Annotated in this window: 28 protein-coding genes and 1 tRNA gene; 15 read left to right on the top strand and 14 right to left on the bottom strand. The window is 67.6% G+C overall.

Features of this window, described 5'->3' with window-relative positions:
- The first annotated feature begins 132 nt into the window (after positions 1-132).
- The 4 genes from RPB_RS19685 (at position 133) to RPB_RS24730 (ending at position 2,276) form a co-directional block, all read left to right on the top strand.
- Positions 133-1,341 (top strand): MFS transporter, encoded by a 1,209-nt coding sequence (locus RPB_RS19685; RefSeq protein WP_049824709.1) that lies wholly within the window; start codon positions 133-135, stop codon positions 1,339-1,341.
- A gap of 98 nt (positions 1,342-1,439) precedes the next feature.
- Positions 1,440-1,515, top strand: a tRNA-Ile gene (locus tag RPB_RS19680).
- A gap of 68 nt (positions 1,516-1,583) precedes the next feature.
- On the top strand, positions 1,584-1,844 hold the full coding sequence (locus RPB_RS19675) for a hypothetical protein (protein ID WP_011442781.1): 261 nt from the start codon (positions 1,584-1,586) through the stop codon (positions 1,842-1,844).
- A gap of 123 nt (positions 1,845-1,967) precedes the next feature.
- Positions 1,968-2,276: a hypothetical protein gene (locus RPB_RS24730; RefSeq protein WP_157038869.1), complete on the top strand. Its 309-nt coding sequence runs from the start codon at positions 1,968-1,970 to the stop codon at positions 2,274-2,276.
- A gap of 48 nt (positions 2,277-2,324) precedes the next feature.
- On the opposite strand, the gene RPB_RS19670 is transcribed toward RPB_RS24730, so the two are convergent.
- The 10 genes from RPB_RS19670 to RPB_RS19630 form a co-directional block, all read right to left on the bottom strand.
- Entirely contained in the window at positions 2,325-2,510 is a 186-nt protein-coding gene (locus RPB_RS19670) for a DUF3606 domain-containing protein (protein WP_011442779.1), read from the bottom strand.
- Positions 2,511-2,628: 118 nt separating this feature from the next.
- The gene (locus tag RPB_RS19665; RefSeq protein WP_011442778.1) at positions 2,629-2,889 is read right to left on the bottom strand and encodes a GlsB/YeaQ/YmgE family stress response membrane protein; all 261 of its coding nucleotides are present in this window, start codon (positions 2,887-2,889) and stop codon (positions 2,629-2,631) included.
- 92 nt (positions 2,890-2,981) lie between these two features.
- Positions 2,982-3,173: a hypothetical protein gene (locus RPB_RS24725; protein WP_157038868.1), complete on the bottom strand. Its 192-nt coding sequence runs from the start codon at positions 3,171-3,173 to the stop codon at positions 2,982-2,984.
- Positions 3,174-3,211: 38 nt separating this feature from the next.
- Positions 3,212-3,622 carry a DUF4440 domain-containing protein gene (locus RPB_RS19660; RefSeq protein ID WP_011442777.1) on the bottom strand — a complete coding sequence of 137 codons (411 nt, stop codon included), beginning with the start codon at positions 3,620-3,622 and terminating at the stop codon, positions 3,212-3,214.
- A 39-nt stretch (positions 3,623-3,661) separates the two neighbouring features.
- Positions 3,662-4,228, bottom strand: coding sequence for a nuclear transport factor 2 family protein (locus tag RPB_RS19655; protein ID WP_011442776.1), 567 nt, complete (start codon positions 4,226-4,228; stop codon positions 3,662-3,664).
- Positions 4,229-4,259: 31 nt separating this feature from the next.
- Positions 4,260-4,790 (bottom strand): flavin reductase, encoded by a 531-nt coding sequence (locus RPB_RS19650; protein ID WP_011442775.1) that lies wholly within the window; start codon positions 4,788-4,790, stop codon positions 4,260-4,262.
- Positions 4,791-4,798: 8 nt separating this feature from the next.
- Entirely contained in the window at positions 4,799-5,563 is a 765-nt protein-coding gene (locus tag RPB_RS19645; protein WP_011442774.1) for an SDR family NAD(P)-dependent oxidoreductase, read from the bottom strand.
- Entirely contained in the window at positions 5,560-6,057 is a 498-nt protein-coding gene (locus tag RPB_RS19640) for an aromatic-ring-hydroxylating dioxygenase subunit beta (RefSeq protein ID WP_198135131.1), read from the bottom strand. Before RPB_RS19640 ends, RPB_RS19645 begins: the two co-directional genes overlap by 4 nt.
- Before the next feature lie 14 nt (positions 6,058-6,071).
- Positions 6,072-7,343, bottom strand: a complete 1,272-nt coding sequence (locus RPB_RS19635; protein ID WP_011442772.1) for an aromatic ring-hydroxylating oxygenase subunit alpha — start codon at positions 7,341-7,343, stop codon at positions 6,072-6,074.
- A gap of 46 nt (positions 7,344-7,389) precedes the next feature.
- Complete coding sequence (locus RPB_RS19630) at positions 7,390-8,550, bottom strand: acyl-CoA dehydrogenase family protein (RefSeq protein ID WP_011442771.1); 1,161 nt, start codon at positions 8,548-8,550, stop codon at positions 7,390-7,392.
- Positions 8,551-8,988: 438 nt separating this feature from the next.
- Between RPB_RS19630 and RPB_RS19625 the strand changes: the two genes are divergently transcribed.
- From RPB_RS19625 to RPB_RS19600, 6 genes are all read left to right on the top strand, one after another.
- Positions 8,989-9,444, top strand: coding sequence for a MarR family winged helix-turn-helix transcriptional regulator (locus tag RPB_RS19625; RefSeq protein ID WP_198135130.1), 456 nt, complete (start codon positions 8,989-8,991; stop codon positions 9,442-9,444).
- Positions 9,445-9,760: 316 nt separating this feature from the next.
- Entirely contained in the window at positions 9,761-10,906 is a 1,146-nt protein-coding gene (locus tag RPB_RS19620) for an ABC transporter substrate-binding protein (protein WP_011442769.1), read from the top strand.
- A gap of 130 nt (positions 10,907-11,036) precedes the next feature.
- The gene (locus RPB_RS25240) at positions 11,037-13,901 is read left to right on the top strand and encodes a branched-chain amino acid ABC transporter permease/ATP-binding protein (protein ID WP_011442768.1); all 2,865 of its coding nucleotides are present in this window, start codon (positions 11,037-11,039) and stop codon (positions 13,899-13,901) included.
- Entirely contained in the window at positions 13,898-14,665 is a 768-nt protein-coding gene (locus tag RPB_RS19610; RefSeq protein ID WP_011442767.1) for an ABC transporter ATP-binding protein, read from the top strand. Before RPB_RS25240 ends, RPB_RS19610 begins: the two co-directional genes overlap by 4 nt.
- A gap of 66 nt (positions 14,666-14,731) precedes the next feature.
- On the top strand, positions 14,732-15,484 hold the full coding sequence (locus RPB_RS19605) for a class II aldolase/adducin family protein (RefSeq protein ID WP_011442766.1): 753 nt from the start codon (positions 14,732-14,734) through the stop codon (positions 15,482-15,484).
- Between the two features lie 62 nt (positions 15,485-15,546).
- Positions 15,547-16,521: a ketopantoate reductase family protein gene (locus RPB_RS19600; RefSeq protein WP_011442765.1), complete on the top strand. Its 975-nt coding sequence runs from the start codon at positions 15,547-15,549 to the stop codon at positions 16,519-16,521.
- 293 nt (positions 16,522-16,814) lie between these two features.
- Here the strand turns inward: RPB_RS19600 and RPB_RS19595 are convergent, their stop codons facing one another.
- The 4 genes from RPB_RS19595 to RPB_RS19580 all read right to left on the bottom strand — a co-directional run bounded on the left by RPB_RS19595 (position 16,815) and on the right by RPB_RS19580 (position 19,191).
- Entirely contained in the window at positions 16,815-17,513 is a 699-nt protein-coding gene (locus RPB_RS19595; RefSeq protein WP_011442764.1) for a transglutaminase-like domain-containing protein, read from the bottom strand.
- 14 nt (positions 17,514-17,527) lie between these two features.
- The gene (locus RPB_RS19590; RefSeq protein WP_011442763.1) at positions 17,528-17,755 is read right to left on the bottom strand and encodes a DUF3222 family protein; all 228 of its coding nucleotides are present in this window, start codon (positions 17,753-17,755) and stop codon (positions 17,528-17,530) included.
- A gap of 90 nt (positions 17,756-17,845) precedes the next feature.
- On the bottom strand, positions 17,846-18,094 hold the full coding sequence (locus tag RPB_RS19585) for a hypothetical protein (RefSeq protein ID WP_041798371.1): 249 nt from the start codon (positions 18,092-18,094) through the stop codon (positions 17,846-17,848).
- A gap of 71 nt (positions 18,095-18,165) precedes the next feature.
- Positions 18,166-19,191 carry an alpha/beta fold hydrolase gene (locus tag RPB_RS19580; RefSeq protein ID WP_011442761.1) on the bottom strand — a complete coding sequence of 342 codons (1,026 nt, stop codon included), beginning with the start codon at positions 19,189-19,191 and terminating at the stop codon, positions 18,166-18,168.
- Between the two features lie 152 nt (positions 19,192-19,343).
- Between RPB_RS19580 and RPB_RS19575 the strand changes: the two genes are divergently transcribed.
- The 5 genes from RPB_RS19575 to RPB_RS19555 all read left to right on the top strand — a co-directional run bounded on the left by RPB_RS19575 (position 19,344) and on the right by RPB_RS19555 (position 23,900).
- Positions 19,344-20,618 (top strand): efflux RND transporter periplasmic adaptor subunit, encoded by a 1,275-nt coding sequence (locus RPB_RS19575; RefSeq protein ID WP_011442760.1) that lies wholly within the window; start codon positions 19,344-19,346, stop codon positions 20,616-20,618.
- Positions 20,615-21,841: an ABC transporter permease gene (locus RPB_RS19570; protein WP_011442759.1), complete on the top strand. Its 1,227-nt coding sequence runs from the start codon at positions 20,615-20,617 to the stop codon at positions 21,839-21,841. Before RPB_RS19575 ends, RPB_RS19570 begins: the two co-directional genes overlap by 4 nt.
- Positions 21,834-22,523 (top strand): ABC transporter ATP-binding protein, encoded by a 690-nt coding sequence (locus tag RPB_RS19565; RefSeq protein WP_011442758.1) that lies wholly within the window; start codon positions 21,834-21,836, stop codon positions 22,521-22,523. Before RPB_RS19570 ends, RPB_RS19565 begins: the two co-directional genes overlap by 8 nt.
- 248 nt (positions 22,524-22,771) lie before the next feature.
- The gene (locus RPB_RS19560; protein WP_011442757.1) at positions 22,772-23,260 is read left to right on the top strand and encodes a twin-arginine translocation pathway signal; all 489 of its coding nucleotides are present in this window, start codon (positions 22,772-22,774) and stop codon (positions 23,258-23,260) included.
- A gap of 19 nt (positions 23,261-23,279) precedes the next feature.
- Positions 23,280-23,900 (top strand): ferric reductase-like transmembrane domain-containing protein, encoded by a 621-nt coding sequence (locus RPB_RS19555; RefSeq protein WP_011442756.1) that lies wholly within the window; start codon positions 23,280-23,282, stop codon positions 23,898-23,900.
- Positions 23,901-24,360: the final 460 nt, after the last annotated feature.

Here is a 24,360-nt window from a genome sequence, read left to right as displayed (position 1 = left end):
AAAGCGTTAACGCCGGTTAACCTGCGGCGTCATGGCAGCGGCGCGGCCGATGCCCTTGACCCTCGGCCCGCGTCCGGAGAAGTTGGCGGGGTGGAAACGCCTGCACAAAAGACCGGCACAACGCCGGCATTCATGCTCGACTCGCGCCAGGCCTGGATCAGGCTGGCGCTGGCGCTCGTCATCGGCTCGATCGGCAGCGTCGGGATGTGGTCGGTGGTGGTGGTGCTGCCGGTGGTGCAGACCGACTACGGCGCGACCCGCGCTGCGGCGTCGCTGGCCTTCACTTTGGCGATGCTCGGCTTCGGCCTCGGCGGGGTGGCGACCGGCAAGCTCACCGACCGTTTCGGCATCGTCGCGGCGATCGGCAGCGGCGTCGGGCTGATCGGGCTCGGCTATCTCGGCGCCGGTCTGTCGACCGCGCTGTGGCAGTTCAATCTGATGCATTTCGTGATCGGCGCCGGCGCCTCGGCGACGTTCGGCCCGCTGATGGCGGAGGCCTCGCACTGGTTTCTGCGCTATCGCGGCGTCGCGGTGTCGATCGCCGCCACCGGTAATTATCTCGGCGGCACGATATGGCCGCCGCTGGTGAATTGGGCGACGCAGACCTACGGCTGGCGCGCCACCCACGTGGCGATCGGGGCGTTCTGCGTGGTGTCGATGGCGCTGGTGCTGGCGCTGCTGCGGGCGCGGATGGGCGGCCATGTGGTGGCCGCGCACACCGCGGCCCCGCCGCCGAAGATCGACCTGCAGCTCGGCACCAACACGCTGACGGCGCTGCTGTGCATGGCCGCGATCGCCTGCTGCGTGGCGATGGCGATGCCGCAGGTCCATATCGTGGCGTATTGCGGCGACCTCGGCTACGGCGTCGCGCGCGGCGCCGAGATGCTGTCGCTGATGCTGGCCTGCGGCATCATCAGCCGGATCGGCTCCGGCTTCCTCGCCGACCGCATCGGCGGCATCGCGACGCTGCTGATCGGCGCGGTGGCGCAGGGCGCAGCGTTGCTGTTCTATCTGTTCTTCGACAGCCTGGTGTCGCTCTACGTGATCTCGGCGATGTTCGGCCTGTTCCAGGGCGGCATCGTGCCGGCCTATGCGATCATCGTGCGCGAGGCGATGCCGGCGCACGAAGCCGCCACCCGTGTCGGCATTGTGATCATGGCCTCGGTGGTCGGGATGTCGCTCGGCGGCTGGATCTCCGGCCTGATCTTCGACGCCACCGGCTCCTACGCCGCCGCCTTCCTCAACGGCATCGGCTGGAACGCCCTCAACGTCGCCATCATGGCCGCGCTGCTGCTGCGCGCCAGGCGGCGCGGCGGCGGCTCACGGGTGGCGATGGCGTGAGGCGAGGGCGCCGCGCCTGCGCAAGGTAGCGATTGCCGCGCCGAACCCGTCATTGTATGCCGTCCCCGCACCGTCCGCCGCCCGAGCGGCCGCCGGCGGGGCCTGTAGCTCAATGGTTAGAGCCGGCCGCTCATAACGGTCTGGTTGCAGGTTCGAGTCCTGCCGGGCCCACCAAGCATACCCGCAGCAGTGTTCGCATTCGGATTCAATTCCACCTATATTGACCGGATTGGAGGTCGCTCATGAGCGAATTCGCAACCCTCAGTCTAACCCGGACCGTGATCGACGCGGCTGCCGACCGCGCCAGGCAGCAAGGGCTCACGACCGAGGACTACGTGATGCAGGTTCTGCTGCGTGAATTGGAAATCGGACCGAATGAACTCATTCTCCTGGCTTACGATGCCGCTCGGCCAGGATCCGGATTCGTTCTTGACCGCGACAGCGATGAGAGCGACGACGACTATCAGGCGCGTTCTTCGACGCTCGACCGTCTCTTCCCCTGAGCCATGAGAGCCGGTGACTACGTCCGGTGCAATTTTCCCTTCAGGGAGGTGGCCGGCCCCGGCCCATCGGCTCACATCGTCATCTGTATCGGCACCGGTCGAGTTGCGGATCGAGCCTATGCGGTGGTTGTCTATACGAGCAGCCGTGTTTCCTTTGAGGGTTCAAGGCGGCCGCGTCAGCAGCTCTATGTCGATCAACCGCAGGCGGGTTTGCTCGGACAGAAAAAGCCGTTCGTCATTGATGCGAGCCGGGTCGCCCGTTTGCCGATCAATCGCGACTATTTTCCAGATCTGCGCGACGGCAGTGTGCCGACACGTGGCCAAGATCCACGCTGCGCGCGAGCCGTCGTCGATCGTATTCGCGATCTGATAGCGGAGGGATTTGTGGTTGTGCCTGTCGATTTGACGACGCCGCCCAAGTCGAGTGGCTGAGAGCTGACATCGCTATCGCGGAGTGAGACGAGGGGGCGTGCGCTGCCCTCACCCCTTCGCCTGCCCCGCCAGTTCTTTCCTGACCGCGGCGGCCGAGTTGCCGACCTTGTCGATCAGGCGCTGCAGCTGCTCCTTGGTGATGCCGAGCTGCTTGATCCAGTATTTGACCTCGTAGTCTTCATGCATGTTGATCTTGCTGCGGTCCTCTACGCCCCTCTTCTTGAGATTATCCATACTTGCTGTCCTGCCGTGAGAGGAGACGCGTCAGAGGAACTGCACGGAACCGCGCCATGACCGCGCCAGGCCGCGTCGCGGCCACATCGTGATGGCCGCTCGCTTGCGAACACGTCGACTAGACCGTCCGCCGCCGTCCGGCGATGAAGCCGTAGACCAACAGCACGATGATGGCGCCGACCACCGCGCCGATCAGACCGGCGCCCTGGTCGGCGCTGTACCAGCCGAGCGACTGACCGAGAAACGTCGCGACGAAGGCGCCGACGATGCCGAGGACCGTGGTCATGATGAAGCCCGACGGCTCGTTGTCGCCCGGCATCAGGAATTTCGCGATAAGGCCGGCGACGAAGCCGATGATGATAATCCAGAGAATACCCATGTGGTCGCTCCCATGTTCTGGGAGGCAGAACGCCGGTCCATCAACTCGGTTCCAGGCGCAACGCGCGACTTGGGGCGGCGGTCCCGCGCGAGCTAACCGGCCAGCCCCTCGGCCACCGCGTCCCGCATGAACTCCGCCTCGAACATTCCTGCGGCATGGGCGCCGTCGTCGTCGACGCTTTCGATGCGGATCATGCGGCGGCCGAACGGGTCGTCCCATTGCTGGATCACCATGACGCGGTGGCCCTGATAGCGGTAGGTCTTCCACATTTCAGCCTCGGGCATGGCGGTCTCCGCGGATCGTCCTGGGTCGGGCAGCGTGATCACGGCGTGATCCAGGTCTCCTGCAGATGCCGCCACATCGGCGTCGGCCGGTCGGCGCGGGCGATCAGCAGCGCGGTGGAGATCCGGTCGGTGGTGCCGCTGTCCTGGATCTGCCGCTCGCAATAGGTGACGAGCGCCGTGGACGCGTCGAGATAGCGCACCACGACGTCGCTGATCTGCATGATCAGCGTCGGCCGCGATCCGCGCATCGTCGGCAGGCCGCCGGAGAACTGCTCGTAGGTCAGCACCTTGCCGGCCGGCGTCACCATGGTGAAGCCGTCGTCGAAGCGGGCGCGGATCGCGGCGGGATCGTCGGTCCCCTCGGCGCGAAACCAGGCCTGCAACAGGCGGTGCAGCGCGTCCGCCTCGAGCGGCACGGCCTCGGCGAAAGCGGGCGTCGTGGTGGTCATCGCAAATCCTTCCTTGTCATCCCAACCAGGGCGTTGCTGTCACGGCTGCATCAGCACCGATTTCTCCGGCACGCTCTGCGCCCAGCCCGGCGTCAGCGGCGCGACGAACAGATTTTCGGTGCGCGTGCGCGCGACCTTCCAGACGCCGTCCACCTTGCGGAACAAATTGTTCAGCCGGCTGGAGCGCAGCAGCGACGAGCCGTCGGTGAAGATCCAGGGCTGGCAGTGCACCCACTGGCCATCGGCCTCGTCGCCGCGGACGTGGATCTGCTCGGAGGTGAGATAGTGCACATTCAGCACCAGCCCCGGCACCCGTGTCGGCCCCCAGAAGCCCTGGAAGTGCTTGCGGATCGCGTCCTTGCCGACGCTGCGGCCGAACTGGTTGTCGTAGTAAGCGCCGACGCCCTCCCAGATCGCGTCCTCGGTGTACAGATCGAGGATGCGCTCGATCCGCTCGTCGTCGTTGTCGACGCCGAATTCGGGGCAGGGCGTGTCGCACAGGAACATGTAGCGCGCCTGGATGCGGCGGATATCCGCCTCCGCGCGCAGCGTGGCGATCTCGTCCTGCAGGGCCTTCACGGTCGATGCGAGTTGGTCGATGTTCATCGGGATGCGGCTTTCTCTGGTCGAAGCGGGATCAGTCCTGGTGGCACAGGTCGCGCTGCGCCGGCGCGAGGTCGTGATAGGAGCGGTTGAAGTAGATCAGCCCTTCCGGCTGCGCGCCGAGCGCGATCGCCCGGACGCGGCAGAAGAACACGCTGTGGGTGCCGATCTCGGTGGTCTGCGCGATCGCGCAATCGAGGCTGACCACGGCGTCGGCGAGCGATGGCGCGCCGGTCGTCAGCACCCGCCATTCGGCTCCGGCGAAGCGCTGCTCCACCGGGATGCCGCCGCGACCGAACAGAGTCGACAATTCCTGATGCCGGCTCGCCAGCACGTTGACGCACAGCACGCCGTTCTGCGACAGCGCCGCATGGACGTTGGAGGCGCGGTTGACGCAGACCAGCAACGTCGGCGGATCGTCGGTGACACTGCACACCGCCGAGGCGGTCAAGCCGTGCAGCCCGGCCGCGCCGTCGGTGGTGATGATGTTGACCGCGGCGCCGAGCCGGCTCATCGCCTCGCGAAATTCGTCGCGCTCGACCGTGGGCGTCATGGCCTGCTTCATCGTCGGCCTCATCGCATGAACAGCCCGCCATTGACGTCCCAGGTCGCGCCGGAGACGAAGCCGGATTCGGGCGACGCCAGTTGCAGCACCAGCTGCGCGACAAATTTCGGATCGCCGATATCGCCGACCGGAATGTTCGCCTTGAACTCGGCGAAGCGCTCGGCCGGCACCGTCTTGTGCACGATCGGCAGATCGAGCGGCCCCGGCGCGATCGCATTGACGGTGACGCCGGCCTTGCCGAGATCGCGCGCGAACACTTTGGTCAGCGTGACGATGCCGCCCTTCGATGCCGCATAGTGCGCGCCGGTGGCGGTGCCGCCGTTCTGGCCGGCGAGCGAGGCCATGTTGACGATGCGGCCGTGCCCGGCATCGCGGAAGTAAGCGCCGAACACCTGGCAGCCGAGAAACGTGCCGCGCAGATTGACCGCGATCACCGCGTCGAATTCCTCCGGCGAGATCTCCATCACCGGCCGCGCCACGGTGACGGCGGCGTTGTTGACGAGGACGTGGGCGCCACCCCAGCGCGCCAGCAGCGCCGCCAGCGCGGCCTCGAAATCGCCTTTGAGGCGGACGTCGAGATGCAGCGCGATCGCCGTTTGTCCGCCCGGGTCCAGCCGCGTTGCGACGGTCTGCGCCGCAGCTTCGTCGATGTCGGCGACGGCGACCCGATAGCCCGCGCCGTGCAGCGCGCCGGCGATGATCTCGCCGAGCCCGTTGCCGCCGCCGGTGACCAGCGCGACGCGTCCTTCGCTGTTGGCGGAGGGCGCGCTCATAGGATGTAGCCGATGCCGCCGAGCGCCTCGGTGGAGTTGATCAGCCAGACCACCTTGCGGGCGATCTGCAGACCGGTCGGGCCTCGCACCAGACGATAGGTGACGTCGCCGGTGTAGGTCCGCTCGCGGCCGCGACGATATTCGGTGACGATCTGCGCGCAGCGCAGTTCGCAGGAGGCTTCGTCGGCCTGCAGCAGGCGGAAGCGCGACAGCGAGCGCACCGTGAGCGCCACCGGCGAGGCCGAAATGGATTGCCCGTTGAGCAGCCGCTCGACGCGCTTCTTGCGCATGCCGTGATCGTCATAGGCGTAGTTCAGGCTGTTTTCGAAATCGGTCGTGCCGGGTTCGATCGGCACGATGTAGAGCGCGTCGGCGGTCCACTGCGCCAGCCACTCGTCGTAGATGGCGTGGTCGAGCAGATCGGCCTCGGTCCAGGCGAATTCCATCGCCTCGGCGAGCGTGACGGGCAGGGAGGTGGTCGCGGGGATTGTCATGGGCATGTTCATGGTCAGACCGTCATCATCCGCTTCCATTGATCATAGGCGGCGCGCATCCCGGTTTCGGCGCTGACGTCGCTGCGGGCGCGCCCGTCGGGCAGGTTTTCCTCCTTTGGAAAACCGCGGTTCAGCATGATCCACATCTCGTCGCCGCCCTGCGCGCCGTGCTGGACGCGATCCCACACCTCAGCGTCGTCGGGGCTGCCGAAGCCCATCGGGCCCTGGAAGAATTCGTGCAGGCGGATCCGCGCGCGGTTGGCCGCCGCCGGCCCGCCGTCCATGCCGATCGCGATGTGGCGGATCTCGGTCTCGTTCACCGAGACCGGCTGCAGCACGCGGAAGAACGCCATCGAGCAGGCCAGATTCGGAAACAGATTGATGTTGAAGCCGGAGCCGCCGGCGGCGCGGACGATGCGCCGGACTTCCGTGTCGGAATAGCCTTCGGCGACGAGCTCCTTGGCGAGATCGGCGAACTTCTCCGGGATCGGCGCCTCGAGATTGTCGTCGAGGTCGATCAGTTCGGGGATCATCACCATCACGCTGTGGCCGTTGCCGAGATCCTCGACGAAGCCGCCATTGTTCAGCATGTCGAGCTGCTGCTCGGTTTCCTTGTCGACCGCGGTGAGGAAGGATTTGTGCACCAGCGGGAAGTGATAGGCGTCGGTGGTGTTCTCGAGCTGGATCTTCCAGTTGCCGGGAAAGCGGAACTTGTGTTCGCCGAGCACCTTCACCGGAAACCCGCCGCCCTGCTTCATGAACAGGTCGATCCACTTCTTCGCCGGCCCGAGGAAGTCGGCCAGGGGCTCGATGTCGTCGCGGAAGGTCGCGAAGATCAGGCCGTTATATTCCTCGACCCGCAGCGACTTCAAAGACAGCTCGTTGCGGTCGAGCGTCGTCTCGTCGTAGCCGTTCTCGTAAGGCACGCCGCGCAGCTTGCCGTCGAGCGAATAGCCCCAGCCGTGATACGGGCAGACCAAGCTGGAGGTCTTGCCCTTGCGCACTTCGCACAGCGTCGCGCCGCGATGCCGGCAGCGGTTGAGGTGGACGTGGACCTTGCCCTTGCGGTCGCGCACCACGATCACCGGCTCGAGCCCGACCTGCGCCATCTTGAAGTCGCCGTTGTTGGCGATCTCGCTGACATGCGCGACCCAGACCCATGTATTGCGGAAGATCTTGGTCATCTCGGCGTCGAAGATCGCCGGATCGGTGTAGAGCGGGGTGCGAACGCGATCCTTGCGGATCAGGTCGTCGGGATTGGTGGAGAGCTCCGCCAGGCTGGTCATGTGTCTGATCCTTGTCGCTGGGAAATGGTCGGAGAGGGGCGCGGCATCATGGATAGCCGGGGACCGAGGGCAGCCCGAGCAGCACGCGGCCGGCGCTCTGCATCGTGCCCTCGTTGAGGAAGGCGTGCTGCGCGACCACGAAACTGTCGGTCAGCGCTCGCGCCAGCGGATGGCCGTTGTAGATCGACGTGGTGCCGGTGAGTTCGGTCGCCATCCGGGTGACGTCGGCGCCGGTCTTGGCGGCGTGGCTGGCCGCCAGCCGCAGCACCGTGGTCGCTTCGACCGACGGCTTGTCGCCGGCGCGGACGATGCGCCAGGTCTCTTCGGTGGCGTCGTAGAAGAAGGCGCGGGCCGCGCGCAGATTGGCTTCGGCCTTGGCGATGGCGACCTGCACATAGCCACGATCGGCGAGCTTCGGCGCGCCGGTGATCGACACCCGGCCGCCGGCCATCTCGATCACCTCGTCGAGCGCGCCGCGCGCGACGCCGAGCCCGACCACGGCGAGCACCTGCGCGGCGAGGCCGAGCGACGGATAGCGATAGATGTCGGCGTCGACCGAAGCCGCGCCGCCGCGGATCAGCGTCCATTCCTCCGGCACGATCACGTCCTTGACGACGAGGTCGTGGCTGCCGGTGCCTTCCAAGCCGATCACGTCCCAGTTCGGACGGATCTCGACCTGCTCGGCGGGCATCACCGCGACGCGCGGCAATCCGCCGGACGCATCGCCTTCGACCGAGATGCCGACGCCGATCAGCGAGGCGCCCATGCTGCCGCTGCCGAATTTCCAGGTGCCGTTGACGAGAAACCCTTCCGGCGTCCGCTTCGCCGGTTGCAGCGGAAACAGGCCGCCGGCGAACACCTCGTCGGGGCCATTGGCGTAGAGCTTGCGCAGCGTCGGCTCCGGCAGCGCGGCGAGATAGGTCGCCGCCGCGCCGAAGCTCGCGACCCAGCCGGTCGAGCCGTCGGCCTGCGCGATCCGCTCGATCATCCGGCAGAATTCCGCCGGGCTCTTCTCGTCGCCGCCGAACATCTTCGCCACCATGGCGCGATAGATGCCGGCCTTGCGCAGCCGCGCGATGATGTCCTGCGACACGTGCTGCTGTGCGGTGAACTCGCCCCGGCGGGCGCGGATGTCGGCGGTCAGCGCATCGAAATCTTCGATCGGCGCGGCCGGCTTCAGGTGAATCACGCTGGCGAGGTCGTTCATGGTGCCCTCTTTGGCGTTGGCGCTGCTGTCGTCCCGCGCTGCGGTCTCGGCCGTTGCCGGCGAGCATCCGTGCCGCTACATGCGAAAGGAAATCATGAACTACTCGAACTTTCCAGTGAATTATCGAGCGTCTGCGCATCAATTTCGGGCGGTGCCGTGCCCGCTGCTTGCTCATTCTGCGAACGTCGGAGGCAATCGGAGCGCAGGCGGGCGCGCTGGCGGCGGTGCGCGGCGCGTAGTACGGAGCCGATCCGTGCGGTGCACCGCCGCGGCCGCGCCCGCGGCGAGCCGATAGAATTATTGTCAAGGCCGTCCGGAGATGTTGTCATTTTCCACAATCTCGGGAAGTGTCGTCCGGGGATCGAACGCGCGCGGCGCCGGACCGGGCCGCGTCGAAAACAGCAACAGGACGGGCAGATGCAGACCAGGAGCGACGTGATGAAGAAGAGAATCCGGGCCGACGACAGCCGGTTTCTCTCCAACCGCTCGCCGTTCTTCCACAATGTCCGGATGCTGGCGCGCTATTCGGCGCGGATGAACGCCATCCTCAAGCCGGCCGGCCTCGACGTGCCGAAATGGCGGGTTCTGATGCTGCTGGTCGAGGGACGGCCGCTCACGGTGTCGCAGATCGCCGACGAGGCGGTGGTCAACATCTCGACCATGGCCAAGATCATCAACCGGATGACCGACGACGGGTTGGTGACCACCCGGACCTCGAGCACCGACGCCCGATCCACCGATGTGTTCATCACCGAACAGGGCGAGCGCGTGCTCGAACTGGTGCGCGAGAAGGTGAGTTATCTGTTCAAGGAAGCGCTGCGCGGCCTCACCAAGGCCGAGGTGCAACTCCTCAACACGTTGTCCGTCAAGATTTACGACAACCTGTCGCCGTAGCGCGCGACGGCCCTTCTGCCCTGACAATACAGCCTGTTTCACGTCTGCGGTGTCGCCGCGGACGGGGCGGCGCGCGACGGCGCGCGATCGCCGCCTGACTGCGAAAGCAGCAAAGCTCTGCGATAATATGTGCAGCGCGCCGTTTTAAGTTGCTTGATTGTTCGCTGGAATATTTCACTAATTGGGCGGTCACTGCAGGCGGGAATTAGTCGCTTTAAAAACTCCGCCCGCTGCAGATGCCCGCGCCTGATCCCAGCGGCCGCAGCCGCGACGCTCCGGCCGCGGCCCCGCAACGACGGATGGGAAGAGGGTTATCATGAACAAACTCAAGGCGCTCCTGGCCGCGGCCGTGCTCGCGTCGACCGCCGGCGCCGCATCGGCGCAGGTCAAGGTCGGCGTGATCGCGTCGTCGACCGGTCCGATCTCGGTGGTCGGGCTGCAGCAGAAGAACACCGTGGCGCTGTTGCCGAAGACCATCGGCAATCTCACGGTCGACTACATCTACATGGACGACAACAGCGATCCCACCCAGGCGACCAAGAACGTCCAGAAATTCCTGATCGAGGACAAGGTCGACGCCATCATCGGCCCGTCCGGATCGCCGAACGCGATGGCCGTGCTGTCCTTCATCGCCGACGCCAAGACGGTGATGCTGGCGCCGGTCGGCACCACCGCGGTGGTGCTGCCGATGGACGAGAAAAAGAAGTGGGTGTTCAAGACCACCCAGAACGACAATCTCGTGATGGACGCGCTGGTCGCGCACATGAAGACCAACGGCGTCAAGACGGTCGCCTTCATCGGCACCAACGATCCGCTCGGCGCCAATTTCGCCAAGGCCTTCAAGGCCGTGATCGACAAGGAAGGCATCAAGCTGGTCGCCGAAGAAACCTTCAGCCGCGCCGATACGTCGGTGGCCGGCCAGAGCCTGAAGATTCTGTCGGCCGCGCCGGACGCGGTGCTGGTCGGCGCGGCGGGCGCCACCACCGTGCTGCCCGAAGTGACGCTGGTCGATCAGGGCTACAAGGGCAAGATCTACCAGACCCACGGCGCCGCGACGCCGGAATTCATCAAGCTGGGCGGCAAGAAGGTCGAGGGCACCATTCTCGCCGCGAGCCCGATGCTGGTGCAGGCGCAGATCGGCGACGATGTGCCGTCGAAGGCCTCGGGACAAGCCTATATCGACGCCTACACCAAGGTGTACGGCGTAGCGCCCGGCACCTTCGGCGCCAATGTCTGGGACGCCGGCCTGCTGCTGGAACGCACCATTCCGATCGCGGCCGCCAAGGCCAAGCCCGGCACGCCGGAATTCCGCGCCGAGCTGCGCGACGCGCTGGAGAACGTCAAGAATCTCACCGGCGCGCAGGGCGTCTACAACATGACTGCGGCCGATCATTCCGGCTTCGACGCCCGCAGCATCGTCACCATCGCGGTGAAGGACGGCGCCTGGAAGCTGCTGAAGTAACAACGCGCCGCCGGCCGCGATCCGTCGCCGCGGGCGACGCGATCCGCGGCCGGCCCGCACACCGTTCGAACCCCGTTCCGACCATCCGCACGGCAGACGACGCGCCGCCCGCGCCGTCGAAAGGATCCTCGTGAATCTCGTCGTCGCCCTGTTTCTGGCTCAGGATGGCATCGCCAACGGCGTGGTCTACGCGCTGCTGGCGGTGGCGATCGTGGTGCTGTTCTCGGTCACTCGCATCACTTTCGTGCCGCAGGGCGAGTTCGTCTCCTATGGCGCATTGACCTTCGTCACCCTGCAGGACGGCCAGCGCCCGGGCACGTTCGCGCTGCTCGGCCTCCTGATCGCGCTGCACCTCGTCGTCGACATCGCCGCCGGCTGGCGCAGGCAGCGGCTCGCGACGCTGCTCGTGTCGAGCCTGCGCAGCGTCGGCGCGGCGCTGATCGTGCTGGCGCTGGCCTATGCCGCGACGAGTTTCGAATTGCCGCTCATCCTGAAGGCGGTGATCGCGATCGCGGTGATCACCGCCGCCGGGCCGCTGCTGTACCGCATCGTCTATCAGCCGCTGGCCGATGCTTCGGTGCTGGTGCTGCTGATCGTCTCGGTGGCGCTGCATTTCGTCATGACGGGGCTCGCGCTGTACATCTTCGGTCCCAGCGGCCAGCGCTCCGCGCCGCTGATCGACTTCACCATGCCGCTGATGGGCGTTCCGATCGCCGGGCAGACGCTGCTGATCCTCGGCGTCACCATCGTCGTCATCGTGGCGCTGTATGTCGCTTCGCAGCACACGCTGTACGGCAAGGCGATGCAGGCGGTGGCGCTGAACCGCACCGGCGCGCGGCTGATGGGGATCTCGACGACGCTGGCGGGCCGCACCTCGTTCCTGCTCGCCGCCTTCATCGGCGCGCTGGCCGGCGTGCTGATCTCGCCGACCACCACCATCCTGTACGACACCGGCTTCCTGCTCGGCCTCAAGGGCTTCGTCGGCGCCATTCTCGGCGGTCTCGCGAGCTATCCGATCTCGGCGCTCGGCGCGCTGCTGATCGGCCTCTTGGAGAGCTACTCGTCGTTCTTCGCCTCGACCTACAAGGAAGTCATCGTCTTCAGCCTGATCATCCCGATCCTGCTGGTGCAGACGCTGCGCCAGCACCGCATCAAGGAGGACGACGACCACGGCGGCGAAGCGATCCCGACGCAACTGAGCCTGTCGCCGGAGGCGCTGCGCCGCCGCCGGCAGATCAGGACCGGCCTCGGCGCCGCCTTCGTGCTCGCCGTCGCCGCGGCGCCGCTGCTGCTGTCGAACTACGAGATCGCGCTCTTGAACTATGTCGGGCTCGCCGCGATCGTGGTGCTTGGCCTGGTGCTGCTCACTGGCGTTGCCGGGCTGACTTCGTTCGCGCAGGCGGCCTATGTGGGCATCGGCGCCTACATCACCGGCTATGTCTCGTCGGTCTATGGCCTGTCGCCGTGGCTGACGCTGCCGATGGCGCTGGCGGTCGCCTTCGTGCTGGCGCTGTTCGGCTCGCTGATCACGGCGCGGCTGTCGGGGCACTATCTGCCGCTGGCGACGCTGTCGCTGGCGGTGGTCGCCTATTATCTGTTCGCCGCTTTGCCGCAGACCGGCGGCCAGGCCGGCATGACCAACATTCCGCCGCTGACCATCTTGGGCATCGCGATCGTGAGCCCGAAGGCGTGGTATGTCGGGATCTGGGGCGCGCTGCTGCTGCTGCAACTGGCGATGGCCAATCTGCTCGACTCGCGCCCGGGCCGCGCCATCCGCGCGCTGAAATCCGGCACCATCATGGCCGAGAGCCTCGGCGTCGACACCTGGCGGGCGAAGATCGCCGCCTTCGTGATCGCATGCCTGCTCGCCGCACTCGCCGGCTGGTTCTACGCGCACTACCAGCGCTTCCTCAATCCGTCGCCGTTCTCGTTCAACCAGGGCATCGAATATCTGTTCATGGCGGTGATCGGCGGCGCCGGCTCGATCGGCGGCGCGCTGGTCGGCTCCGGCATCGTCGTGCTCGCCAATCAGTGGCTGCAGACCAACCTGCCGCTGGTGCTCGGGATGCAGGGCGATTTCCAGGTGATCATCTTCGGCGTCGCCGCGATGGCAATGCTGCAATTGCTGCCGCGCGGCATCTGGCCGGCGCTGCTCGATCTGTTCCAGATGCGGCTGCCGAAATCCTGGACGTTCTCGACCGACGCGGCCCCCTTGCCGGCGCGCCCCAAGCCCGCGCCGGGCGAGACCGTGCTGGCGGTGCGCGGGGTCTGCAAGAATTTCGGCGCGATCGCCGCCAACCGCAACATCAGCCTCGACGCCAAAGCCGGCGAAATTCTCGCGCTGATCGGCCCCAACGGCGCCGGCAAGAGCACGCTGTTCGACCTGATTTCCGGGGTGCAGCGTCCGTCGAGCGGCACGGTGCATTTCCTCGGCCACGAAAGCAGCTACTTCCCGCGCACGCTGTCGCGCGGCGGCATGGGCCGCACCTTCCAGCACGTCCGCATCCTTCCGGAAATGACGGTGGTGGAGAACACCGCGCTCGGCGCCCATGCGCGCGCCGACATCTCGTTCCTGTCGTCCGCGCTGCGGCTGGACCGCGGCAAGGAAGCGATGCTGATCGCCGAGGCGCTGCGCCAGCTCGAGCGCGTCGGGCTCGCGAGCAGCGCGACGCAGATCGCCGGCAGCCTCGCGCTCGGCCAGCAGCGCGTGCTCGAAATCGCCCGCGCGCTCGCCTCCGACCCCTGCCTGCTGCTGCTCGACGAGCCGGCGGCCGGGCTGCGCCATCTCGAAAAGCAGGCGCTGGCGCGGCTCTTGAAGCAGCTCAAGGCCGAAGGCATGGCGGTGATCGTCGTCGAGCACGACATGGATTTCGTGATGAATCTCGCCGACCGCATCGTCGTCATGCAATTCGGTGAGAAGCTCGCCGAGGGCACGCCGTGCGAGATCCAGCGTAACCCGGCCGTGATCGAAGCCTATCTCGGAGGCGCCGAATGACCGCGACAGCAACCGGCGACTTGCTGCTCGAAGCCGACAATATCGAGATCGGTTACGGCCGCGTCAATGTCGTGCACGGCGCCAGCCTCAGCGTGCGGCGCGGCCAGATCATCGCCATCATCGGCCCCAACGGCGCCGGCAAGACCACGCTGCTCAGCGGCCTGATGGGGCTGCTGCCGGTGAAGGGCGCGCTGTCGTTCTTCGGCGAGACGATGGCCGAGCAGCCGAGCGTCGAGGCGCTGGTCGGGCGCGGCGTCACGCTGATCCCGGAGACCCGCGAATTGTTCGGGCCGATGAGCGTCGAGGACAATCTGCGGCTCGGCGGCTTCGCGCGCTGGCAGCAGGGCCATCGCGATCTCGACGCCGGCCTCGCCGAAGTCTACGCGCTGATGCCGCGGCTGCAGGAGCGCAAGCGCCAGGCGGCGAAGACGCTGTCCGGCGGCGAGCGCCAGATGCTGGCGATGGGCCGCGCGCTGATGTCGAAGCCGCAACTGCTGCTGCTCGACGAGCCGAGCCTCGGGCTGGCGCCGCTGATCACCCGCGACATCCTGCGCACGGTGGCGAGCCTGCGCGACCGCGGCATGTCGTGCCTGCTGGTCGAGCAGAACGCCAAGGCAGCGCTGCGCATCGCCGACTACGCCTATGTGATGGAATCCGGCGCCTTCGTGCTGCAAGGCCCGGCCGCCGAGATCGCCGCCAATCCGGACGTCATCGCCAGCTATCTCGGCGTGCGCTCCGCCGCGGCGGCGGAGAGCCACGCCTGAACCGCGGCCCGCCGAAGCGCGCGCTCCGGCGGTGACAGATTTCGCAGCAACAAGGAGCGCCTGCTCATGAACGCCCACGCCTCGATGACCCACATGACCGAAGCCCAGCTCCGCACCGAGCTGGCGCTGTGCTATCGCCTGATCGACTTCTTCGGCTGGACCGAAATGATCTTCAACCACGTCTCGGTGCGGCTGCCCGGCGCGGAGAAGCGCTATCTCGTCAATCCGTTCGGCCTCAACTACAACGAGGTGACGCCGGACAATCTGCTCACCGTCGACGTCTCCGGCGAGTTGATCGGCACCTCCAACTACAGGCCGAACCCGGCCGGCTTCGCGCTGCACGGCGCGATTCATTCGGCGCGCGAGGATCTGCACTGCGTGCTGCACGCCCACACCACGCCGATGTCGGCGGTGGCGCAGAAGGCGGGCGGCCTCAGCCACGACAGCTTCTACGGCGCGCAGCTCACCGGCCGGGTCGGCTACCACACCTTCGAGGGCATCACGCTGTATGACGACGAGCGCGAACGCATGCTGGCGAGCCTCGGCGACGGCGACGTGCTGATCCTGCGCAATCACGGCGTCGCGGTCGGCGCGCCGGACATTCCGCGCGCCTTCATGCTGCTGTGGACGGTGCAGCGCGCCTGCGAAATCCAGTGCGCCGCGGGCGGCATTCCTGGTCCCGACACGCCGCTGCCGGACCACGTCCGCCAGCAATGCGTCGACAATTCGAAAGACTTGATCGCGGAAAGCGCGTTCGCACGGCTGTTCTTCGACGGCGCGGTGCGGCGGATGATCAAGGCCCAGGGGCCGGCGTTCTGAACGCGGGCGTTTTGAACGCCATGAGCGGCAGCGCGCAAGGCACGGGCGCCATCGGGGCATCGGTGGCGCCCGTTACGCGCCTGAATGTCTGCGTGGTCGGCGCCGGCGCGATCGGCACCGCGCTGGCCGGGCGGCTGCATGCCGCCGGCCATGCGGTATCGGTGCTGGCGCGCGGCGCGCGGCGGTCCTTTCTCGCGACGCACGGCCTGTCGCTGCGCGACGGCGACCGCGATTTCGCCTTCCGGCCGGCATTGGCCGATCTCACCGATCTGTCGGCCTACGACCTGGTGATCGTCGCGGTGAAGGCCGGCGCGCTGCCTTCGCTGCTGCCGCAGCTCGCCGCCGCGATGCGCCCCGACGCGCTGCTGATGCCGGCGATCAACGGGCTGCCGTGGTGGTACGGGCTCGGCGACAACGGGCCGCTGGCCGATCGGCCGATCGATGCGGTCGATCCCGGCGGCGCGCTGCTGCCGCTGTTCGCGCCGCAGCGGCTGATCGGCTGCGTCGTCTACAGCCGGGTGACGATGCTCGGCAGCGGCCACGTCATCGTCAGCGGCCGGCAGGAGCTGCAGCTCGGCGCGGTCGGCGGCGCGCCGCCGCTGGCGCAGATCGCCGCGCGCTTCAGCGACGCCGGCATCGCCGTCACCGTCGAGCCCGACATCCGCCGGGCGATGTGGCGCAAGCTGATCCGCAACGCCGCCACCAACGTCGTCTCCGCGCTCACCGGCGCGACGCTGGAGCAGATCGGCCACGACGCCGAAGCCATCCGCCTCGTCGCCGCGATCGCGCAGGAGGTTGCGGATCTCGCGGCGCGGCTCGGTCGCCCGGTCGATCCGGAAATCGAGGAACTGATCGCGGTGCTACGCAGCGCCGGCCCGTTCGCCACCTCGATGCTGCAGGACGTCCGCACCGGCCGCGAACCGGAACTCGGCGCGATTGCGCAGGCGCCGCTCGAACTCGCCGACCAGATCGGCCACCCGATGCCGACCCTGCGCAGCGTCGCCGCGCTGCTGAAGCTGGCGGTGCGGGTGAGGTGAACGAACGCTTGCAACGGCACACCTCATGGTGAGGAGGCGCGAAGCGCCGTCTCGAACCATGCGCCTCCAGCGCTGCGTCGCCCCATCCTTCGAGACGCCCGGCTTCGCCGGGCTCCTCAGAGTCCGACCGAGAATGCCGGCCGATGAAATCAGGCACTTTCGTTTCAACTCGTCATGCCCGGCCTTGTGCCGGGCATCCACGAATCTGCGCTCGCGTCGAAACAAGGCGTGGATGGCCGGGACGAGCCCGGCCATGACGATGCTGGGTGTCACTGGACGAAGCGACGAACGGACTACGCCTTCGCCCGCTCCCGCTCCGCTTCCTGCTCCATGTCGCCGCGCACGCCGCCTTCGCGGACGAGGTGGGGGTATTGCGCGAACATTTCGGCCTGCAGGAACTTCACCGGCACGTCGAAATACGCGCCGTGGTCGCGGACGTATTCCATGAAGCGCGCGTCTTTGGTGTCGAATGCCTGCATCACGGAGTCGGTGCGGCCGTCGAAATCCAGCGGTGCGACGCCGAGCTTCTGGCACAGCGTGAGATTGAACGTCGGCGACGCCTTGACCCAGCGGCCGGCGTTCCAGCATTCGGTGTAGCCGTGCCAGGCGAACAGATCGGTACCCATCGATTTGGTCAGGTTCTCGGTCGCCAGATGGTTGCGCACATCGGCGAAGCGCACCCGCGCCGGAATGCCGGAGGCGCGGCACAGCGCCGCGAACGCCGCCGCCTTGCCGACGCAATAGCCGCGCTGCGCCCGCAGCACGCTGGAGCCGCGGAACACCTCGGCGCTTCTGAAATCGACGTAGGGGTCGTAGCGGACGCCGTCGCGCACCGCGAGGTACAGCGCGCGGAGCTTGTCGTCCGGCGTCGCGGCGCCGGCGGTCGTCTGCGCCGCCAGCGCCCGCACCTCGGGGTGGTCGCTGTCGATGTAGTCCGCCGGTGCGAGGCAGACCGCGCGTTCGGAGGCGTCGATGTCGTTGGTGTCCGCCATCACGCGCCGCGCCGTCAGACGCTGTGCAGCCGGGGCTTCGCCGCCAGCACGCGCTGCGCGATCACCACCGGGCAGTCGGGGGCGTGCTTGATCTCGTCGCCGGTCTTCAGCCACGGCACCGAGGCGCCGCAGAGCTTGCACTGGTTGTGTGCGCCTCCGTCTTCTTCGGAGACGATTTCGATCGCCGTCTTGACCAGTGCGGCGGCGATCTTGCGGGTCTCTTCGGGGCTGATGTCGATCATGGCTTCAATCCGGTGCGGCGGGCGGTCGGCCTCGGCGCGAGTGTGCCGCCGTTCCGGCGGCGTTGCAATCGAAGGCGACGCGCGGGGGCGTCAATAGCAGGGGTGTCGACGGCCGTCCTGGCCGCGATAGGCGGCGGCGCCCTGCTTGCACAGTGCGCGCAGCGGGCCGTCATAGGTGGCGAAGCGCTCGCCCGGCCACACCGGCGGGCCGTAATTGTGGCTGTAGAGCGAGCCCGCGACGTGATGATGATGGTGGCGGGACTTGTGCCCGGCCGCGGCCGGCGCGGTGGTCACGACGGATGCGAGCGCGGCGGCGCAGATCAGCTTGACGAAAGTCATCGGAAATCTCCTGCTTGTCGGCAATGAACGCGAGGCAACGCTATCGGGTTGCATCGCCGCCCCGGCCGATGTCAAGCGCGTTGCGGTGCCGCAGCGGCCTGCAGCGGGCGTTCCACCGCGCGCAGCGTGGTCTGGCCGCCGGCGCAGCCCGCCAGCCGCTCGATTTCGGCGGCGATCACCTCGGCATGGGCGTGGTGCGCCATGTGCCCGGCGCCGGCGATGCGGACCAGCCGCGCCCCCGGGATCGCTTGCGCCAGCGCCTCGGCGTGGATCTGCGGCGGCACCACCGGATCGGCGCTGCCCGCGACGATCACGGTCGGCACCCGGACGGCCGGATAGCGCGGCACGTGGTCGGTGAGCTGATCGCGCAGCCCGGAATATTCCTGCAGGCTGCCGGAGAACCGCTTCGCCATCAGCGCCAGCCCGAGTCGGCTGCGCTCGGCGTAGTCCGGCGGCGGCGGTTCCGGGCGGAAGATCCGGGTCGCGACGCGCCCCATCATCGCCATGAACATCGGCGGCAGCACCGTGTAGTTGATCGACGGCTTCATCAGCACGTCGAACACGCGCTGGATCCAGCGGATGCCGTGCGGTCGCGGGTGGGTGGTCGGGTTGATCACCACCAGCCCCTTCACGGTGTCGGGATTGTCGAGCGCGTAGCGCAGCGCGATCAGGCCGCCGAACGAATGTCCGACCACGATCAGCGGCCCGGACACGCCGCGTTCGCGCAGCACTTCGCGGATCAGCGTCACCTGATAGGCCGGCGACGCCAGCGGGCCGAGGCCGGGCGCGCTGTAGCCTTGCCCGGGCCGGTCCGGAATGATCACCCGCAGCTTGCGCGACAGCCGCTCGCCGAGCGCCATCCGCATATCCTCGCTGCACAGGTTGGCGCCGTGCACCAGCAGCACCGTCGGCAGCGTCCGATCGGAAGGCTGCGCCGCGGGCAGGTCGAGCAGGTGCATCCGCACGCCGTTGGCGGAGACGAACAGGCCGCGCGGCGGGAACCGCGCCTCCAGCTTGCGTGCGATCGAGCAGGACAGCCATCCGGAGCCGAACAACAGCGCGGCGGCGATCAGCACCAGCACAACAGCGGTTATCATTCGGATCCCTTCGCCCGCGTCATGAACGGCGGACGAGGTCCGCGACGCCAACGGAAATTTGATCACGCCCGGAGGTCCGCGCAATTGATCTTCCGCAATAGCGCATCGGGTCCCGCGGGTTACGGCTCGGTCGGCTCCTGCAATGGGTTCTCATGCTGCACAAAGTCGATCCGTCGGGCGACCTGACGCTGCAGTCGCGGCCGCCTGTGGTCGTCCGCTGGGCGGGCGCGGTCTGGCGCTACAAATGGGCGGTGCTCGGTATCGGGCTGGTGCTGATCGCGGCGGGGCTCGGGCTGGCCCGGCTGATGCTCGGCCCGAAGGTCGTCGCCGTCGTCGTCGCGCGCGCCGATCTGGTGCAGAGCGTGGTCGCCTCCGGCCATATCGAGACGCCGTACCGGGTCGAGATCGGCAGCCAGATCACCGGCACCGTCGCCGACGTGCTGGTGCGCGAGGGCGAGGTGGTTCGCGAAGGCCAGAAGCTGATCGCGATCGAGGCCAGCGAGCTGGAAGCCGCGGTGGTCCAGGCCGAGGGCGCGGTGCAGCAGGCCGAGGCGCGGGTGCGTCAGCTCCGTGAACTCACCAAGCCGGCCGCCGATCAGTCGCTGCAGCAGGCGCAGGCCAATCTGCTCAACGCCGAGGCGGCGTATGAACGCGCTTCCAAGCTCGCGGCCGGCGGCTTCGGCACCCGCGCCACGCTGGACGACGCCACCAGAAATCTGAACGTCGCGCGCACCCAGGTGCGGACCGCCGAGTTGCAGGTCTATACGTCCAGTCCGGTCGGCAGCGATTTCGTGATGGCGGAGACCCAGCTGGCGCAGGCCCGCGCCACGCTCAACACCACGCAGGCCCGGCTCGGCTATGCCAGCATTACTGCGCCACGCGACGGCGTGCTGATCACCCGCAAGGTCGAGCGCGGCAGCGTGGTGCAGCCCGGCAAGGCGCTGCTGGTGCTGGCGCCGGCCGGCGACAGCCAGATCGTGGTGCAGATCGACGAGAAGAATCTCGGCCAGCTCGCGCTCGGCCAGCACGCGCTGGCCTCGGCCGACGCCTATCCGGACAAGCGCTTCGCGGCAAGGCTCAGCTACATCAACCCGTCGGTCGACATCAACCGCGCGTCGGTCGAGATCAAGCTCGCGGTGATCGATCCGCCGGACTATCTGCGCCAGGACATGACGGTGTCGGTCGACATCGCCACCGCGCGCCGTGACAATGCGGTGGTCGTCCCGGCGCGCGCGGTCAATGATGCGACGACGGTGCCCTATGTGCTGAAGGTGGCGGGCGGCCGCGCGGTGCGGCAGCCGGTCAAGCTGGGTCTCCGCGGCGTCGGCGCCTACGAAGTGATCGAGGGGCTTTCGCCGGGCGACCGGGTGATTCCGCTCGCCACCGGCGTCGTGCCCGACCAGCGCGTCCGCGTGGTCGCGCCGTGAAGCGCTGGCTGCCGTTCGCCTGGATCGCCGCGGTGCGCTTCCTGCTCGACGGCGCACTGCAGACGCTGGTGATCGTCGGCGGCATCGCCATCGGCGTCGGCGTCATCGTCTTCATGTCGGCGATGCTGGCGGGGCTGCAGGCGAACTTCATCAAGCGCGTGCTCACCTCGCAGCCGCAGATCCAGCTGATCCCGCCGGATCAGGTGGCGCGGCCGCTGCGCGACGAGCCGGGCACCGTCGAGATCGCGACGGTGCAGCGCCCGACCCAGCGGGTGATTTCGATCGACCAATGGCCGAAGATCCGCGCCGAGATGCAGGCGCGGCCGGACGTCGTCTACGCCGCCGCCACCGCGTCCGGCTCGGCGCTGGCGCTGCGCGGCGACACCAGCCGCGCCATCACGCTGTACGGCATCGAGCCGGAGATCTATTTCCAGATCGTCAAGGTGCCGGATTTCATCGTCGCCGGCGAAGCCCAGATCACCACCGAGGGCATCCTGATCGGCGTCGAACTGGCGCGCGATCTCGGCGCCTCGCTCGGCGACAAGCTCATCGTGTCGACCTCGCTCGCCGGCAATCGCGTCCTCACCATCAAGGGCATCTTCGATTTCGGCAACAAGGCCGCCAATCAGCGCAACACCTTCGTGACGCTGCGCAACGCCCAGAGCATGCTCGGCCTGATCGGCGGCATCACCTCGGTCGACATCACCGTGGCGGACATCTACACCGCCGAGACCATCGCGCAGGAGATCCAGGCGACGTTGCCGGTGAAGGCCGACAGCTGGATCAGGACCAACGCGCAGTTCTTCACCGCGGTGAAGGCGCAGCAGAATTCCAACACGCTGATCCGGCTGTTCGTCGGCCTGTCGGTGGCGTTCGGCATCGCGGCGGTGCTGATCGTCTCGGTGATCCAGCGCTCCAAGGACATCGGCATCCTGCGCGCGATGGGCGCGCGCCGCGGGCAGATCCTGCGCGTGTTCCTGATCCAGGGCGGGCTGCTCGGCTTCGTCGGCGCGCTGATCGGCTCCGGCCTCGGCGCGCTCGCGCTGTTCGTGTGGCACCAGTCGGCGCGCCAGGTCGACGGCAGCGAGCTGTTTCCGCTGATCCTCGAATCCGAATTGTTCATCGCGTCGTCGCTGCTGGCGACGCTCACCGGCGTCGCGGCGGCGATCGCGCCGGCGCTGCGCGCGGCGCGGCTCGATCCGGTGGTGGCGATCCGTGGCTGAAGTCCTGCGCCTCGACGGCATCCGCAAATCCTACAATGTCGGCACCCCGGTCGAGACCGAGGTGCTGCACGGCATCGACCTGACCTTGCAGGCGCGCGACTTTCTGGCGCTGATGGGGCCGTCCGGCTCGGGTAAATCGACGCTGCTCAACATCATCGGCCTGCTCGACCGGCCGACCGCCGGCCGGCTCGCGATCAACGGCGAGGACACCGGCGAGCTCGGCGATGCCGCGCTGACGCAGCTTCGCGGCCGCGCCATCGGCTTCGTGTTCCAGTATCACTATCTGATCTCGGCCTTCACCGCGCGCGAGAACGTGATGATGCCGATGCTGGTCGATCGCGGCCGTCCGGACAGCGCGATGGAGCGCCGCGCCGACGAACTGCTCGACCGCGTCGGCTTGAGCCGCTGGCGCAACAACAGCGCCAACAACATGTCGGGCGGCCAGCAGCAGCGTGTCGCCATCGCGCGCGCGCTGGCGATGGACCCCGACCTCGTGCTCGCCGACGAGCCGACCGGCAATCTCGACACCAAATCCGCCGACGACGTGTTCGCGCTGATGCGCGAGATCAACCGCGAACGCGGCACCACGTTTCTGCTGGTGACCCACAATGACGACCTCGCCGCAAGATGCGACCGCATCGTGCGCGTCGTGGATGGGGTGATCGCAGGCGAGGGTAATTAGTCCAGCGTCAGCAGGCGGGGCGTGACCTGCTACGTTGCGCCGCAGCCGCGAGACCTCGGTTGTCGCTCGCGCTCGCGTCGGCCTGCATCAGGCAGAGCAGGGCTTCTCCCGTTCACAAGACTTTTATTGCGACTCCGCGGTGCCGCTCGCCGCCTTGGCTGGTATTCGAGGGCATGATCGCTAAGTTCAGGGGACGGGTTCGGCGCTGTTCCATCGCAGCAGCGGAGCAGTCCCCAGGAGGAATGAACATGAGCACGGTCGTTCTGAACCGCCGCAAGCTCCTCGTGGCCAGCGGTTCCTTGCTGGCAGCCGGCATGTCCGGGCTGTGGCTACCTGCCCGCGCCGAAGGGCTCTCGCCGACCCCGTCGATGTCGGGCGGGGCCAACAATTATCGCAAAGGTGCTCCGATCGTCGATCGGATCGGCGCGGGTGGATTCTGGATGCGCGGCACCGTTCGCCGTGCAGGTGACGGTGCGCCGCTCGCCGGGCAGCGGATCCAGATCTGGGCGCATACGGTCGAAGGGCAGGAGCACGAGCAGCGCAGTCACGGCGCCACGCTCACCGACAAGAACGGCGCGTTCCGTCTCGAGATGCCGCAGATCATTCCGGTGTTCGGCCAGCCGCATGGCCACCTCGCTTACGACAGCGGCGAGTTCAAGACCGTGTTCCTGCGTCCGGTCATGCGCAGCACCAAAGACACCAGCCTGGAAGCCCATTTCGTCCTGCAGCCGGCCTGACCGCTTTGGAGACGAAGGCATGAACCGGCTCCGGGCGACCCTGATCTGGGCGGCGCTCGCGGCCGTCCTCGGCGTGCCGATCGCCGCCGCAGCCATGAGCCCGCTGCTCGCCTGGCGCGATCCGGTCTACATCCTGGCCGGGTTCGCGGGCATCGTCGCACTCGGTCTCGTCCTGGTTCAGCCTTTGCTGATTGGCGGCTACCTGCCTGGGCTGTCGGCCTGGCGCGCGCGGCATGCGCATCGCTGGATCGGCGGCACGCTGGTGGCCGCCGTGCTGATCCACGTCGCCGGTCTGTGGTTCACCAGCCCGCCGGACATGATCGACGCTCTGACATTCACCTCGCCGACGCCGTTCTCCCCATGGGGCGTGGTCGCGATGTGGGCGATCTTCGCCGTCGCGCTGCTCGCAGGCTTCCGCCGACGAGCGGGCCTGGGACCGCGGCAATGGCGGACCGCCCACATGCTGCTCGCCGTGGTGATCGTCGTCGGCAGCGTGGTTCACGGCATGCTGATCGAGGGGACGATGGAGATGATGTCGAAGGCGGCGCTCTGCGCGCTGGTCGTCGCGGCGGCCGCAACCGTCATGGTCGATCTTCGGGTGTGGCGAAGCCGCCGCGCAAATATCCGCCGGCCGACTTGACAATATTCCTATTATGATTATAGTCCTTCGTGTCCTGTCCGTGAGGGGCGCTTCGCGAGGCGTCGTACAAGCGGGACAGATCGGCGGGCTGGGAAACCAGCCCGAAACGATGGTTCGATGAAGCCGGCGCTGTGCCGGTGGAGTCGGACGGACGCGGCGTCCTGCGCGTTGCGGCTCGCACCCGCACGTCCGGGAGGCTTCGGGGACCCGTCCGGGCCTACTACGAGGCTCTGCGACTTGTTAGTTCGCTGCACGGGGGCAGGCGAAGGCGGCGAAATCCGCCGGACCGTGGGGTTTCATTACCCTTGCCTGTCAACGGAAGCACGGGCCCGAAGACAAAAAAGCGCCGCGGTGGGCGCGCCGGAAGGCGACGCGCGATGACTTCGCAAGTCATCGCGAGAACCACCACCAACCCGCGCCGACCGGCGCGCCCCCACCCCTCGCTGGGAAGCGACGGGTG

The sequence above is a fragment of the Rhodopseudomonas palustris HaA2 genome (assembly GCF_000013365.1).
Taxonomy (GTDB): domain Bacteria; phylum Pseudomonadota; class Alphaproteobacteria; order Rhizobiales; family Xanthobacteraceae; genus Rhodopseudomonas; species Rhodopseudomonas palustris_J.
This window is presented reverse-complemented; position numbering and strand designations above follow the sequence as displayed.